General features: G+C 71.7%; 10 protein-coding genes. 6 read left to right on the top strand and 4 right to left on the bottom strand.

The window, feature by feature from the left end; translation table 11 throughout:
* The first annotated feature begins 455 nt into the window (after positions 1-455).
* The 4 genes from DTB53_RS05340 to DTB53_RS05325 all read left to right on the top strand — a co-directional run bounded on the left by DTB53_RS05340 (position 456) and on the right by DTB53_RS05325 (position 4,418).
* The gene (locus DTB53_RS05340; RefSeq protein WP_003970700.1) at positions 456-1,097 is read left to right on the top strand and encodes a ScbR family autoregulator-binding transcription factor; all 642 of its coding nucleotides are present in this window, start codon (positions 456-458) and stop codon (positions 1,095-1,097) included.
* 407 nt (positions 1,098-1,504) lie between these two features.
* Positions 1,505-2,623 carry an IS701 family transposase gene (locus DTB53_RS05335; RefSeq protein WP_012381900.1) on the top strand — a complete coding sequence of 373 codons (1,119 nt, stop codon included), beginning with the start codon at positions 1,505-1,507 and terminating at the stop codon, positions 2,621-2,623.
* A 145-nt stretch (positions 2,624-2,768) separates the two neighbouring features.
* Entirely contained in the window at positions 2,769-3,611 is an 843-nt protein-coding gene (locus DTB53_RS05330) for an AfsR/SARP family transcriptional regulator (protein WP_012381901.1), read from the top strand.
* Between the two features lie 390 nt (positions 3,612-4,001).
* The gene (locus DTB53_RS05325) at positions 4,002-4,418 is read left to right on the top strand and encodes an FKBP-type peptidyl-prolyl cis-trans isomerase (RefSeq protein ID WP_042497660.1); all 417 of its coding nucleotides are present in this window, start codon (positions 4,002-4,004) and stop codon (positions 4,416-4,418) included.
* Positions 4,419-4,734: 316 nt separating this feature from the next.
* On the opposite strand, the gene katG is transcribed toward DTB53_RS05325, so the two are convergent.
* A complete protein-coding gene (gene katG, locus DTB53_RS05320; protein WP_012381903.1) occupies positions 4,735-6,990 on the bottom strand; it encodes a catalase/peroxidase HPI in 2,256 nt (751 codons plus the stop codon).
* A gap of 381 nt (positions 6,991-7,371) precedes the next feature.
* Here katG and DTB53_RS05315 point away from each other — a divergent pair, with 381 nt between their 5' ends.
* Positions 7,372-7,782, top strand: coding sequence for a Fur family transcriptional regulator (locus DTB53_RS05315; protein WP_003970705.1), 411 nt, complete (start codon positions 7,372-7,374; stop codon positions 7,780-7,782).
* A 6-nt stretch (positions 7,783-7,788) separates the two neighbouring features.
* Here the strand turns inward: DTB53_RS05315 and DTB53_RS05310 are convergent, their stop codons facing one another.
* Positions 7,789-9,003 carry a metallophosphoesterase gene (locus tag DTB53_RS05310; protein WP_012381904.1) on the bottom strand — a complete coding sequence of 405 codons (1,215 nt, stop codon included), beginning with the start codon at positions 9,001-9,003 and terminating at the stop codon, positions 7,789-7,791.
* Between the two features lie 368 nt (positions 9,004-9,371).
* Here DTB53_RS05310 and DTB53_RS05305 point away from each other — a divergent pair, with 368 nt between their 5' ends.
* On the top strand, positions 9,372-9,998 hold the full coding sequence (locus DTB53_RS05305) for a TetR/AcrR family transcriptional regulator (RefSeq protein WP_003970707.1): 627 nt from the start codon (positions 9,372-9,374) through the stop codon (positions 9,996-9,998).
* Positions 9,999-10,083: 85 nt separating this feature from the next.
* Here DTB53_RS05305 and DTB53_RS05300 read toward each other — a convergent pair whose 3' ends face one another.
* Complete coding sequence (locus DTB53_RS05300) at positions 10,084-11,829, bottom strand: ABC transporter ATP-binding protein (protein ID WP_012381905.1); 1,746 nt, start codon at positions 11,827-11,829, stop codon at positions 10,084-10,086.
* On the bottom strand, positions 11,826-13,586 hold the full coding sequence (locus DTB53_RS05295) for an ABC transporter ATP-binding protein (protein ID WP_012381906.1): 1,761 nt from the start codon (positions 13,584-13,586) through the stop codon (positions 11,826-11,828). Before DTB53_RS05295 ends, DTB53_RS05300 begins: the two co-directional genes overlap by 4 nt.
* Between the last annotated feature and the right edge of the window lie 70 nt (positions 13,587-13,656).

Here is a 13,656-nt window from a genome sequence, read left to right as displayed (position 1 = left end):
CGGACAGCAGAGAACACGCTACGAACCGAAAACTTCGGCAGGTAATAGGCCCGCCCGGCACGGTGCCGGCCGGTGCGACAGCCCCCGAGCCCCCCGCCTGTCGCCCGCCGCACGGCATCCGCCGTGCGGCCGGCCCGGAAGAAGCCGGACGCCGAGCAGGGTTTCCCCCGCGAACCCCCCGGCGTCCTTTGGCTGGATCACGAGGAGGCGTCGCCGCCGGGGCGAGGCCGCCGTACACCGGCAGCGGGCCCGGAAGGTGCCGTGCGGACGAGAGGCGCGCCGCGGATCACGCCGGCCGCGCCCCGATGCGGTGGCCGTATTCAACACGGCTTCCCTGGCTGGTTGTTGATGCATTGGAAGGTGAGGTGCTGTTAAGGTACCGGCCCTCCGGTCTGTATTGGCTCAGGTAAAATTAAGTTCAAACCTCGGTAAAAGTCACGTCATGGAGGCGCGAGTTGACCAGGCAAGAGCGTGCACTCCGCACGCGAAGAATGATCCTTGAGGCCGCCGCCGAGATGTTCAACGAGCTCGGTTACGACGCCACCACCATCAGCGGCCTCATTGATCGGATCCAGCTCACCCGCGGTGGTCTCTACTTCCACTTCACCTCGAAAGAGGAGCTGGCGCGTGGCGTGCTCGAAGAGGCGATCTCCCTGGACGGTTTCGTGCCTCAGGCGTTCAAGCTGCAGGAATGGGCTGACCTGGCGCTGTTGCTCGCCCATCGGCTGCCCCGGGAGCCGGTGTTGAGCGCCGGGATCCGGTTGTCCGTCGACATCAAGGCCCGCGAAATGTTCGGCACGCGGTGGCCCGACTGGACCGAGATGGGCAATGAGATCCTCACCGAGGCCAAGGACCGGGGGGAGTTGTTGCCCCATGTCGATCCGTGCGAGACGGCACGGCTGTTCGTCGGTGCGTGGACCGGTGTGCACCTGCTCACGGAGGTGCTGCCCGACGGGGACCTCTCCAAGGAGGTCTCGGGTCTTCTCGCCCTGGTCCTGCCCAATGTGGCCTGCGCCGGCGTCCTGGCGAAACTCGACACGTCGCCGTACCGGGCCGAACGTCTCCTCGTCGCCGCCGGAGTCCCGCAGCCCTCGTGACCGCACCGCCGTATACGGTCTCGCGTCCCGCCCCCTTCTGGAATTCCGGTTCTCTATTGCCGCCCTCCCCTCTTGCTCCGCCCGCCTGCGGCATTTGACGCGTCCTGTTTCCACACCGACTGTTAACGTCCGCGTAGGATCGGGCCTCTCGGCCGCCTCACGTGACTTGCCGTCATAAAGGAGCGTTTCCGCAGTTCGGGCCAGGGATCCTCGGGTCCCCCGGGAGTCGGGGCCTGTAAGGATGCCCGAGTAAGGCTGTATAAAGAAAGCGGATGTCAGGCCTCTTTTGGGGGAAGGAGGCGAGCTCTCAGGCCCGCAGCAGGGCGGGCCGTTCCGCTGCCGGACCGGCGTAGCACGGGGGAATTGTGGACCTGAATGCACGACTGTCCGACGGTACGCGAGGGGCGGTGCCGGAGCAGCCCGCCCTGGACCCCGAGCTCTGCGCCCGGCTGTTCGGCGCCCTGCGGCGCGCCAGTCAGCGCAGCAAGGCCGAGCAGTACGTACACAGCCTCCTGGCGCTGCGGGGGCGCAAGACGCTGCGCAACATCGCGACGCAGTTCGACGGCGCGGCGGCTCAGCAGAGCGTGCACCACTTCATCAGTACGTCGCCGTGGGAGTGGATGCCCATACGGCACGCCCTCGCCCGGCAGGTCCAGCGGACGCTGGCGCCCGAGGCCTGGGTCATCAAGCCCACCGCGATCCCCAAGGTCGGATCGCACTCGATCGGCGTCGACCAGCAGTACCTGCCGCGCCTCGGCCACACCTTCAACGGCCAGCACGCCGTGGGCGCCTGGCTGGCCTCCGACCGCAGTGCGGTGCCCGTCGACTGGCGGCTGCAACTGACCGGTCGCTGGCTGGAGGACGATCCGCTGCGACGGCGGGCCGGCATCCCCGACGACGAGACGGCCGGAACCCTGGAGGCGGGCATACGCAACTCGGTCGCCCAGGTCGTGCTGCCCGGCGGCATGCCCGCCGCACCCGTCGTGGTGGACGTCGACGGCATCGATGCCGTGGCCCTGGCGCGCCATCTGTCCGCCATGGGTCTCGCGTATCTGGTCCGCCTCGATCCCCAGGCCCAACTGTGCTTAGACCGGGCGAAGTTACCGAAGTTCAGTGACCGCGCGCGGACCGCGGGAGAGCTGGTCGCCTCGATGACCCGCTTCCGCCACCGGGTGAACCCGGGCGGCGACCTCACGACGGCGGTCGCGATCCCGGTGGTCGCGCCGGGCGCCTGGGCGGAGGGGATGCTGCTGGTGGGGGAGTGGCGCGATGTCGCGGCGGACATGCGGCTGTGGCTCACCACCGCCGACCCGCCGCCGCTGCCGACCCTGTTGCGGCTGGCCCGGCTCTCCTCGGTGGTGGCCCGCGATTTCGACGCCATCTCGGAAGGCGTCGGGATGACGGACTTCGTGGGGCGGTCGTTCCCGGGCTGGCACCGTCACATCACGCTCTCGTCCGTCGCCCATCTCGTCGCCGTGCAGGTGCGGGGCGAGGTGAACCGGTCTTCCCCGAAGGCCGCTGGGTGAGGTGGACCACAACTACCAACCTACTGTCCGGTAACATGACACTCTCGCCTCCGGACGTGATGGTCGAAGGGCGTCCGCTCCTTAGTGTCTGGACCGACACAGCCAGTATCGCGGGCGCGTGGGCGCCGGAACGGGAGCGTGGGTAGTGCGGTTCAACCTCATCGGACCCTTCGGGATCGTCACCGACAGCGGCCGGGCGTACGCCCCCAAGGCTCCCAAGATCTGCCAGATACTCGCGGTGCTCGCGCTCCAGCCCGGCGAAGCCGTCGCCACCGACACCCTGGTCAGGGAACTGTGGGGCGACAACGCTCCCGGCAACGCGATCAGAACCCTGCAGACGCACGTCTACCACGCACGGCAAATGCTGGAGGAAGCCCAATCCGATTCCCCAGCCCGCGAGTTACTCGTGACCCAGGCGCCCGGCTACCGTCTCGACATCGCCGCCGACGAGGTCGATGTGCACATCTTCGAGCGGCTGGTGCGAGGCGCCCAATGGGAGCTGAACGAAGGGTCCCCGGAGCGGGCCGGAGACTATCTCGACCGAGCGCAGAAGCTGTGGCGCGGACCCATGCTGAGCAACATACCCGTGGGCGCGCGGCTCACCGGGCGTATCGCCCATCTGGAAGAACTCCACATCCGCTTCCTGGAGTTGCGCGTGGAGACCGAGAACCGTCTCGGCCGCTACCGCGAGTTCCTCCCCGAGCTGCGGGCCCTGGTCCACGACTACCCGCTGCACGAGTGGTTCCACGGCCGGCTCATCTCGGCGCTGCACCGTGCCGGACGCAGGGGGGAGGCTCTGGAGGCCTACCAGAACCTCTACGGCATCCTCAAGCGTGAGCTCGGCCTCGAACCGTCCACGGACGTGCAGCGACTGCAGGCCGAGATACTCCACGCGGCCACCCAGGACGCGGTCCAGCTGTGCCCCCGCAGGACCACCGCGCTGCACTCCGCCGCGACCACGCGGTGGGAGCCCGCCGTCGCCAGCTGACGAGGTGCGCTCCTGTCCCGGACGAACTCCGGGACAGCACAGCTGTGCCGTCGGCCGCGACGGGAAGCCGCCACGGGCGAGGAGAGGTCCTGAACGACGAGCTCCTGGTCCGCACGGAGCGCATTCAGGCGCTGACGACCGGGGGTCCCGGCAGGGCGGGCCCGGTCCGCGCCGGCTTTCCGAAGAGTTCCGGAGGAGTTCCGGGAGCGCGTTCCCGCGCCCCGTGACCGAAGCCGCGTTCGGCGGATCCCGCCGCACCCGTACGACAGGGCAGACGGGCGCGTCGCGTGCCGGAGGTCTGCCGGTACGGTGATCGTCTGCCGCGTGGAAGGTCCATGGGTCCGGCCGCCCCGTGCGGGGGAGGCGCCGGTGGCGAGCGATGGGACCGTGATGAGCGAACCGACGAAGCCCGGAGTCGAGGTTCCCAAGGGCGCGCCGCCCACCGAGCTGACGATCCGGGACCTCGTGGTGGGCGACGGCCCCGAGGCGAAGCCCGGCCGGGTCGTCCAGGTCCACTACGTAGGGGTCACGTTCGCCTCCGGGAAGGAGTTCGACTCCTCCTGGGAAGAGAACCGTCCGTTCAAGTTCGCCGTGGGCGGTGGCAGGGCCATCAAGGGCTGGGACCGGGGGATCAGGGGGATGAAGGCCGGCGGGCGCCGCGAGATCATCGTTCCCCCGCGCCTCGGGTACGGCAAGCAGTCGCCCTCCGCGCTGATCCCGGCGGGCTCGACACTGGTCTTCGTCGTGGACCTGCTCACGGTCGCGGGCGGGCCCACCGGGGCCGGGGGACGCGCCCCGTCGGCGTGAACCGCCACGCCTGACCGGGCCGGACCCGCGCGGACGCTCCCGGCGCCACCCGCAGGCCCCCGCACCCGGTAGGCGCACCGGTCGTCGCCCCGCAGCGACGCGTCCGCCACGGCGTGGGGCCCCGGGCGCCCGTGCCGCTCTCCACGATGTCCATGTCCACCCGGATCACGCCGGGCGATCCGGGTGCGGTACGTCCAGGCCACCTCGCGGCCCGGCCCCCCGCGGTGTCGCACTGCGACACCGCGGGGGGCCGGGCCCGAGCGGCCTTCGGCGGGTCCGGGGCGCGCCGAGCGGGCGGCGGGCCCCGACCGCTCGGTCAGACCAGGTCGAAGCGGTCCAGGTCCATGACCTTGCTCCAGGCGGCGACGAAGTCCGTCACGAACTTCTGCCGCGCGTCGTCGCCCGCGTACACCTCGGCGAGGGCGCGGAGCTCCGAGTTGGAGCCGAAGACCAGGTCGGCGCGGGTACCGGTCCACTTGACCTTGCCGGACGCGTCCCGGGCCTCGAACTCGTCCTGCGCCGACGACGTCGACTTCCAGGTGATGCCCAGGTCGAGCAGGTTCACGAAGAAGTCGTTGGTCAGCGTGCCCGGGCGGTCGGTGAGGACGCCGTGCTTCGAGCCACCGGTGTTGGCGCCCAGCACCCGCAGACCGCCGACCAGGACGGTGGTCTCCGGGGCGCTCAGCGTCAGCAGGTTGGCCCGGTCCAGGAGCAGGTACTCGGCGGGCAGCCGGGCCGCCTTGCCGACGTAGTTGCGGAAGCCGTCGTACGCCGGCTCCAGGGCGGCGAAGGACTCGACGTCCGTCTGGTCCTGCGCGGCGTCGACCCGGCCCGGGGTGAACGGGACCTCCACCTCGACACCGGCGTCCTTGGCCGCCTGCTCGACGGCCGCGCCGCCCGCGAGGACGATCAGGTCGGCCAGCGAGACCTGCTTGCCGCCCTTGGCGTCGAAGGACTCCTTGACGCCTTCCAGCGCGCGCAGGACCTGGGCCAGCTCGTCCGGGTCGTTCGCCTCCCAGCCGCGCTGCGGCTCCAGACGGACCCGGGCGCCGTTGGCGCCACCGCGCTTGTCGCTGCCGCGGAAGGACGCGGCCGAGGCCCAGGCGGCCGAGACCAGCTGCGCCACCGTCAGGTCCGTGGCGAGCACCTGCTCCTTGAGCGCGGCGATCTCCGCGGCGTCCAGCGGCTCACCGGTGCGCGCGGGCAGCGGGTCCTGCCACAGCAGCACCTCGGAGGGGACCTCGGGGCCCAGGTAGCGCTGGACCGGGCCCATGTCGCGGTGCGTCAGCTTGTACCAGGCGCGGGCGAAGGCGTCCGCGAACTCTTCCGGGTTCTCGTGGAAGCGGCGCGAGATCTGCTCGTACGCCGGGTCGAAGCGCAGCGACAGGTCGGTGGTGAGCATCTGCGGCTTCTGCTTCTTCGACGCGTCGTGCGCGTCCGGAATGGTCGCCTCCGCGTCCTTGGCGATCCACTGGTGCGCGCCGGCCGGGGACTTGGTCAGCTCGTACTCGTAGGCGAAGAGGTTGTGGAAGAACTCGTTGCCCCACCGCGTCGGCGTGCTGGTCCAGGTCACCTCCAGACCGCTGGTGATGGCGTCGCCGCCCTTGCCCGACCTGTACGAGCTGCGCCAGCCGAGGCCCTGCTCCTCCAGCGGAGCGCCCTCCGGGTCCGCGCCGACGCTCTCGGCCGGGCCCGCGCCGTGCGTCTTGCCGAAGGTGTGGCCACCGGCGATGAGGGCGACGGTCTCCTCGTCGTTCATCGCCATCCGGCGGAAGGTCTCGCGGATGTCGCGGGCGGCGGCGACCGGGTCCGGGTTGCCGTTGGGGCCCTCGGGGTTGACGTAGATCAGACCCATCTGGACCGCGCCGAGCGGGTTCTCCAGCTCACGGTCGCCGGTGTAGCGCTCGTCGTCGAGCCAGGTGGTCTCCGGGCCCCAGTAGACGTCCTCCTCCGACTCCCAGACGTCCTCGCGGCCGCCGGCGAAGCCGAAGGTCTTGAAGCCCATGGTCTCCAGGGCGACGTTGCCGGTGAGGATCAGCAGGTCCGCCCAGGACAGCGCCTGGCCGTACTTCTTCTTGACCGGCCACAGCAGTCGGCGGGCCTTGTCCAGGTTGCCGTTGTCCGGCCAGCTGTTCAGCGGGGCGAACCGCTGCTGACCGGCGCCCGCGCCACCGCGGCCGTCGCTGATGCGGTACGTGCCGGCGCTGTGCCAGGCCATCCGGATCATCAGCGGCCCGTAGTTGCCGAAGTCGGCCGGCCACCAGTCCTGCGAGGTGGTGAGCACCTCGGCGATGTCCCGTTTCACCGCGGGCAGGTCGAGTCCCCGGAACGCGGCCGCGTAGTCGAAGTCCCCGCCGAGCGGGTTCGCCACGGCGGGGTTCTTGGCGAGGATCTTCAGATTGAGGCGGTCCGGCCACCACTGGCGGTTGCCGCCGCCCTGCGTGGGGTGCGGGGCGCGGCCGTGGGCCACGGGGCAGCCGGCCGCCTGCGCGCCGGGCACCTCGGGGACGGCCGTCTCGGGCGAATCCGGGGTGACGGGGTCGAAGACGTGAGACTCGTGGTTCTCGGTCATGGGGCAATCCTTCCGGACCCGGCGGGTCGTGGGGCGCTGAACGGGGGAGGAGGATTCGGTCCGTGCAGAAGGGGCACGAGGTGTGCCGGGTCCCGCCGCGCCCGCCCGAACGTCTCACGGACGGGACCGGCCGGTCCCGGGCGGTGCGACGAGGGCGGCGCTCGGTCGGCGCCGCGCGGTCGACCGACGGTGTCCCACCGCGTTTCTCTGCTGCCGTACCGGATTCTTCCTGTCTCTTGGATGTCGCCGGGATCGATCCTACGATGGACTTCGTCCAAGTCAAGAAGTGCGCTAAAACGATAATGGCCAGGGCGCGACGTCGTCGGATCGGTGGATCCGTCCGGAGCCGCGCGACCCCCGCGAAGCGGAGCAGGTGACGAGATGAGCGACCTCCTTCAACGGCTACGGGGCCGTGGCTGGCGGTTGACCTCGCAGCGGCGTGTCGTCGCGGAGGTCCTCGACGGTGACCATGTGCACCTGACGGCCGACGAGGTGCACCTGCGGGCCGCCGAGAGGCTGCCCGAGATCTCCCGCGCGACCGTCTACAACACGCTGGGGGAGCTCGTCACGCTCGGCGAGGTGGTGGAGGTGTCCACCGTGGGCCGGGCCAAGCGCTACGACCCGAACGCGCGCCGCCCCCACCAGCACCTGGTGTGCTCCGGCTGCGGCGCGGTCCGGGACGTCCACCCGGTCGGGGACGCGCTCGGAGACCTGCCCGAGGCCGAGCGGTTCGGGTTCACCGTCGGCTCGGTGGAGATCACCTACCGGGGCCTGTGCCCGGCCTGCTCCTGAGGGCCCTCAGGAGGCGGCGGACGGCTGCCCGGAGCGGAGCACCAGCAGGGTGATCTCGCTGGGGGCGAAGACGCGGAAGGGCGGCCCCCAGAAGCCGGTGCCGCGGCTGGTGTAGAGGAGGGTGCGAGCGCCGTGGCGGCTGAGGCCGGCGACGGTCGGCTGGTCGATGCGGACCAGATGGTGGAAAGGCCAGATCTGGCCGCCGTGGGTGTGACCGGAGAGCTGGAGATCGATGCCGTGGGCCGCCGCCCGGTCGATGAACTTGGGCTGGTGGGCCAGGAGAAGCACGGGAAGGCCGGGGTCGGCGCCGTCCAGGGCTCCGGCGAGGTGGGCACCGTGGCCCGCAAGACCGGAGGACTCGGCGGTGACGTCGTCCACACCGGCGACCACGAGCGTGTCACCGCCGCGCTCCAGCAGCAGATGGCGGTTGCGCAGCGGCTCCCAGCCCAGCTCGTCCATCAGGTCGACCCAGCCCTGGGCCTCGCTGTAGTACTCGTGGTTGCCGGTGACGTAGACGCGGGCCCGCACCGCCCGCACGGTGCCCAGCGGAGCGGCCTGGGCGCGACGGCGTTCGGCCGTGCCGTCCGCGATGTCGCCGGTGTGGCAGACCAGGTCCGCCTCCAGGGTGTTCACCGTCTCGCAGACCCGCGCCGACCAGCGGGCGCGGTCGAGCGGACCGTAGTGGGTGTCGGTGATCAGGACGACCCGGGTCCCGTCCAACCCGGCACCCAGGCGCGGGAGCCGCACATCCAGGCGGCGCACCCGCGGCACGCGCCGGGCCTCGGCGTACCCCCACGTGAGCAGCGCGGCACCGACGCCGAGGACGGCCCAGGTGACGATGCGCGCCCGGCCCTGCCCGTCACCCACCCCGGCCACGGTCAGGGCGAGCCGCAGCAGGACGCCCAGCAGCACGGACCAGGTGAACAGGACCCAGCTGACGCCCAGCAGCGTGTCACCGACGATCGCGGCCCCGTCCCGCTGGCGCCGGCCGTGGCCACGCACCATCGCGAGCGGCATGGCGGCCAGGCCGAGGGCGAACAGCGCGGTGCCCGTCAGCGTGACGGGGAGCGGCCACCGCTGGCCGGTGTGCAGGAGGACCCAGCACGGCACGGCCCACAGCAGGACGGGGGCGATCAGCGGGACGTAGCGCATCAGCCGCTGGAGCCGGCTCGGCCGCGCCTTTCGCGCCTCACCGGCGGATCGGGTCTCACTTGTCTCCATCACGCTTCCCCTCCTGAGGTTCTGTCCGGCGGATCGCGCCGCGGCGGGGCCCCTACGGCGGCGACCGCACGACGCGGTCGTCGTCCCGGCCGTCGGCCGCGGCAGCCAGATCCACCGCCCTTGCCCCGGCAGGGCTCCCCTTCTCCACCGCCGGAGCCTCCGGGACAGCTCATTGTGCGCCGTCGGGGAGAGCGCCGTCCCTCAGGGCCCGGTGCGTCCCTTCCCGGCCGAGCCCGGGCCCGCCCGATCCGCGCGCCGCCCGGAACCCGCCGAGTCGCCTCCGGTCCCGGCGACCGCCGCGCGGCCGACGGCGGAGGAGAGCCGTCCCGTCGGCACGCCACCCCCGCTGAACACGTAGTATCCGTGGAATGAGTGTGCGCCGACCCAGCCCTGGCCGCCCGCGAACCAAGCCCGCCGACGAGCGGCGCGCCGACCTCATGGACGCGGCCGAGTGGGTGTTCGTCGAGCGGGGTGTCGACGCCGCTCGGATCAATGAGATCACCGAGCGCGCCGGTGTCGCGATCGGCACGTTCTACCTGCACTTCGGCTCCAAGCGCGACCTCATGCTCGCGGTGCGGGCCCGCTTCATCGACCGACTGGTCGAGCGGCAGGACGCGGCGGTGCGGAGCCTGCCCGCCGACGACTGGACCGGACGCCTGGACGCCTGGCTCAGCGACGCGGTGCGCGCTTATGTGGACCATGCCGAACTGCACGATGTGCTCTACGGCCACACTCCGATCAACGCCACCACGGAGATCCAGGTCAGCCCGGAGAACGCGCATGTCGAAGCGTTCCGGCGGCTCATCGCCGAGCGTCCGAACCCGCCCGCGGACGTTCCGAACCCCGCCATGGCGGCGAATCTGATCTACAGCGCCTGGTACGGCGCCACGCACGCGCTGCTGCACCACGAGGCCGAGGACATCGACCGGTTGGCCGACGACCTCATCGCCGACATCACCGACCTCGCGCACCGCTATCTGCGCGCCGACGGCTGAGCCGAGGCGGTTCGGGCGGGCCGAGCTGCCGACGAGCCGCGTGCGGTTCGCCGGCAGCGGAGCGCTCGGGCGCGCGCGGCGTCGGTCAGCCGTCCACCCGGGCGATGCGCCAGTGACGTGCCCGCTCGTACTGTGAGCTCAGACGCGCGAACGCGCCCCCCGTGCGCAGCAGTTCCGCCCGTGTGCCGGCCTCCACGACCCGGCCGCGGTCGAGTGCGACGACGTGGTCCGCGGTGGCCAGGGTGGCGGGGCGGTGGGCGATCACGATCACCGTACGCTCCGGGTCGGAGCCGAGGTTGGCGATGGCCCGGGTGATCGCCGCCTCGTTCTCCGGGTCCAGGGCGGAACCGGCCTCGTCGACGAGGACGATCCGCGCCCGCTTGAGCATCGCCCGTGCGATTGCCACGCGTTGACGCTCGCCGCCCGACAACTGCGCGCCGCCCTCGCCCACCCGGGTGTTCCAGCCGGCGGGCAGCCACTCGATCACCTCGTCGAGCCGTGCGGCGGAGGCCGCCTCCCGCAACTCGTCCCAGGTCGCCCCGGGGCGGGCCAGCCGCAGGTTGTCCTCGATGGTGTCGTCGAACAGATAGACGTCCTGGAAGACGATCGCGATCTCGTCGAGCAAGGCCGTCGGGTCGAGCCGCCGCACGTCGACGCCGCCGACGCGCAGCTCCCCGGAGTCGATGTCGAAGAACCGGGCGATGAGCCGGGTCGCCGTCGTCTTCCCCGAGCCCGACGGTCCGACCAGAGCGGTGGTGGTGCCCGGCCGGCAGTGCAGCGACACCCCCTCCAGGGCGGGGGTGTCGCCGCCCGGGTAGGTGAAGGTGACGTTCGCGAATTCGACGCCCGCGTCGGCGATCGAGCGTACCGGCTCGGCCGGAACCGGCAGCGGGGGAGTGGAGAGCAGCTCCTCGATGCGCGCGATCTGGTTTCGCAACGCGCGCAGGGCGCCGATGAGTTCGATGAGTTGGCCGAGCGGCTCCAGGAAGCGCGCGGCCAGTACGAGCAGCGCGATGGCCCTGGCGACCTCGACGCGCCCGCTGAGCATCAGCTCGGCGGCCAGCGCGAGCACCGCGATGAACCCGGCCATGATCACACCGGTGTAGACGAAGAAGGGCCGCCGCGCCCGGCGCATGCCCTCCCGGTAGGTCTCGCGGTGGTCCTCCAGCGCCGCGCGCATCCGGGGCGTGCCCTCCGTGTGGCCGGCGGCACGCAGGACCGGCTGCGCCTGACCGAGCTCGATGGCCCGACCGGCGACCCCGGCAGCCGCCCGCTCCAGCTCGATCTCGGCGATCTCGGCGATCCGCGCCGCACGTCGCAGGGCCACGTAGGCGACCAGCGCGATCGCGCACAACAGCAGCGCCATCCGCCAGTCGACCGTGAACGTCACGACGACGACCGTCGCGGGCAACAGCGTGGAGGTGATCACGGGGCCGCCGATGGTCACGGCCAGGTGCGCTGCGCTGCCCACGTCGGACGTCACCGCCCGCGCGAGCCGGGCCTTGTGCTCGGCGGTGAACCAGCCCAGCGTCAACGTGCTCACATGGTGCATCAACCGTCGGCGCAGCTGCGCCGCGAGCGTGCCCGCCGCCGCGAAACCCACCGGGGTGGCGACGACGCTCAAGCCCGCGTACAGCACCGCGCCCGCCGCGCCGAGCGCGAGCCACGGCGCGGCGGCGCCGACGTCCGGTTGTGGGCGCACGACGGCGTCCAGGACCGGGACGAGCAGGGCCAGCAGCAGGCCCTGGAGGACCGCCTGCCCGGCGGTGAGCAGCCACAGCCGGGCCAGTAGCTTCGGATTCGGCCAGAGCCGGTACAGGCGGCGGATCACGCGAGCACCCCTTCCTGTGCGGCCCACATCCGGGCGTAGAGTCCGCCGCGCGCGAGCAGTTCTTCGTGGCGGCCCTGCTCGGCCAGCCGCCCGTTCTCCAGTACGAGGATCCGGGCCGCGCCCGCGATCGTGTACAGCCGATGGGCGATCACGATCACCGTCTTGCCCACCGCCAGGTTGGCCAGGGCGTCCTGGACCGCCGACTCGCTGTCGGCGTCCAACGCGGCCGTCGCCTCGTCCAGGACGACGATCGGCGCCCCGGACAGGATCGCCCTCGCGATCGTCAGCCGTTGGCGTTCACCGCCGGAGAGGCTGCCGCCGCCCGCGTCGAGCAGCGTGTCGTAACCGTCGGGCATGTTCTCGATCACTTCGTGGATGTGCGCGGCTGTCGCCGCAGCGCGGACCTCCTCGTCGCCGGCGCCGGGCCGGCCGATGCGGATGTTCTCCGCCACGCTGTCCCGCAACAGGGCGACGTCCTGGAAGACCAGCGACATCGACGCCAGCAGCCTCGCGGACGGGATGGAGCGCACGTCCGCGCCGCCGATCCTGATCGCCCCGTCCGACACCTCGTGGAAGCGCGGCAGCAGACTGGCGAGCGTCGTCTTGCCGGCGCCGGAGGGACCCACGATCGCGGTCACCCGGCCCGGTGGACAGACGGCGCTGATGTCCTCGACCGCGTTGGTCACCCCGTCGTAGGAGAAGGTGACGCGGTCGAACTCGACGCCGTGGCCGTCGGGAGTCTGCGGCTCAGCGGGCTCGGGCAGCGGTGTCCGGGCCAGCAGCCGCTCGATGTTGGCCGCGCCCATCCGGCCCTTGCGCACCCCCTGGGCGGCGGTCACGGCGGGGAGGACGGAGTTGGGCAGCCCGACGGCGACGACCAGGAACGCCACCAGGTCCGCGACGCCGAGCGACCCCCGGTCGACGGAGACCAGCCCGACCGCCGCGACGGCGGTGAGGACGGCCATCTCCGAGCCGAACAGCCGTGAGGCCGCGGAGCTGTGGCGCACCTCGGCGACCCAGGCCGCGAACGCCCGGGTGTGTTCGTCCACGGCGTCGTCGAAGCGGCGCAGGACGCGGCCCCCGGTGCCGAACGTCTTGACCACCTGGATCCCGTCGGCGTACTCGACGCCGGCGGCGCTGATGCGCGCGTCGGCGGCGACCAGCCGGTTCATATGGGTCGTCATGGACCGCATCGAGACGCGGAAGGAGATCCCCATCAGGAGGAGGACGCCCAGCACGACGAGGGCCATGCGGACATCGACGAGGAGCAGATAGCCCAGGGCGACGACCATCACGGTGCCCGCCCCGGTCAACTGCCCGAGGGCGTGCGCGATGACCTCGTGCATCTCCTCCAGGTCACCGGTCATCGCTCGTTTGACCCTGCCCGAGCCCGCCGCGCGAAACCAGCCGAGCGGCAGCCTGCCGAGGTGGGTCACGATCCGTACGCGCACGTCGTGCAGGATCGCCGCGTCGGCGTAGTGCCCCACCCGGGCGGACTGCACGAGCAGGACGAGCCACGCGCAGGCGCCCGCGGCGCCGACGCCGACCCAGGTCCGGATGGCCGTGGGCGACCCCGCGGGGTCGTCGAGCATGAGGCGCGCGATCTCGGCGACGGCGATGTAGGGCACGATGCCCGCCGCCGCGCTCAGGGCCGACAGGATCGCGCAGACGGCGAGACGGGTCCGGATCGGTGCGAGCAAGCGGAGTAACGCGCCGGGTCCGGCCAGCCCCGGAGCCTGCGGTGTTGATCGTTTCATTAGGGTACCCTAACATGCCGACTGAACCTCATTCAATAATGTCCGCACCACCGGGCGACACCACTCGGGA

It is taken from the genome of Streptomyces griseus (genome assembly GCF_900460065.1).
Lineage (GTDB): Bacteria > Actinomycetota > Actinomycetes > Streptomycetales > Streptomycetaceae > Streptomyces > Streptomyces griseus.
Note: the sequence above shows the minus strand (reverse complement) of the source record. Positions and strands in the feature narration are given on the sequence as shown.

Coding starts and splice junctions, on each gene's coding strand:
- DTB53_RS05325 (WP_042497660.1), top strand. CDS start 4,002: ATGAGCGAACCGACGAAGCCCGGAGTCGAGGTTCCCAAGGGCGCGCCG.
- katG (WP_012381903.1), bottom strand. CDS start 6,990: ATGACCGAGAACCACGAGTCTCACGTCTTCGACCCCGTCACCCCGGAT.
- DTB53_RS05315 (WP_003970705.1), top strand. CDS start 7,372: ATGAGCGACCTCCTTCAACGGCTACGGGGCCGTGGCTGGCGGTTGACC.
- DTB53_RS05310 (WP_012381904.1), bottom strand. CDS start 9,003: ATGGAGACAAGTGAGACCCGATCCGCCGGTGAGGCGCGAAAGGCGCGG.
- DTB53_RS05305 (WP_003970707.1), top strand. CDS start 9,372: ATGAGTGTGCGCCGACCCAGCCCTGGCCGCCCGCGAACCAAGCCCGCC.
- DTB53_RS05295 (WP_012381906.1), bottom strand. CDS start 13,586: ATGAAACGATCAACACCGCAGGCTCCGGGGCTGGCCGGACCCGGCGCG.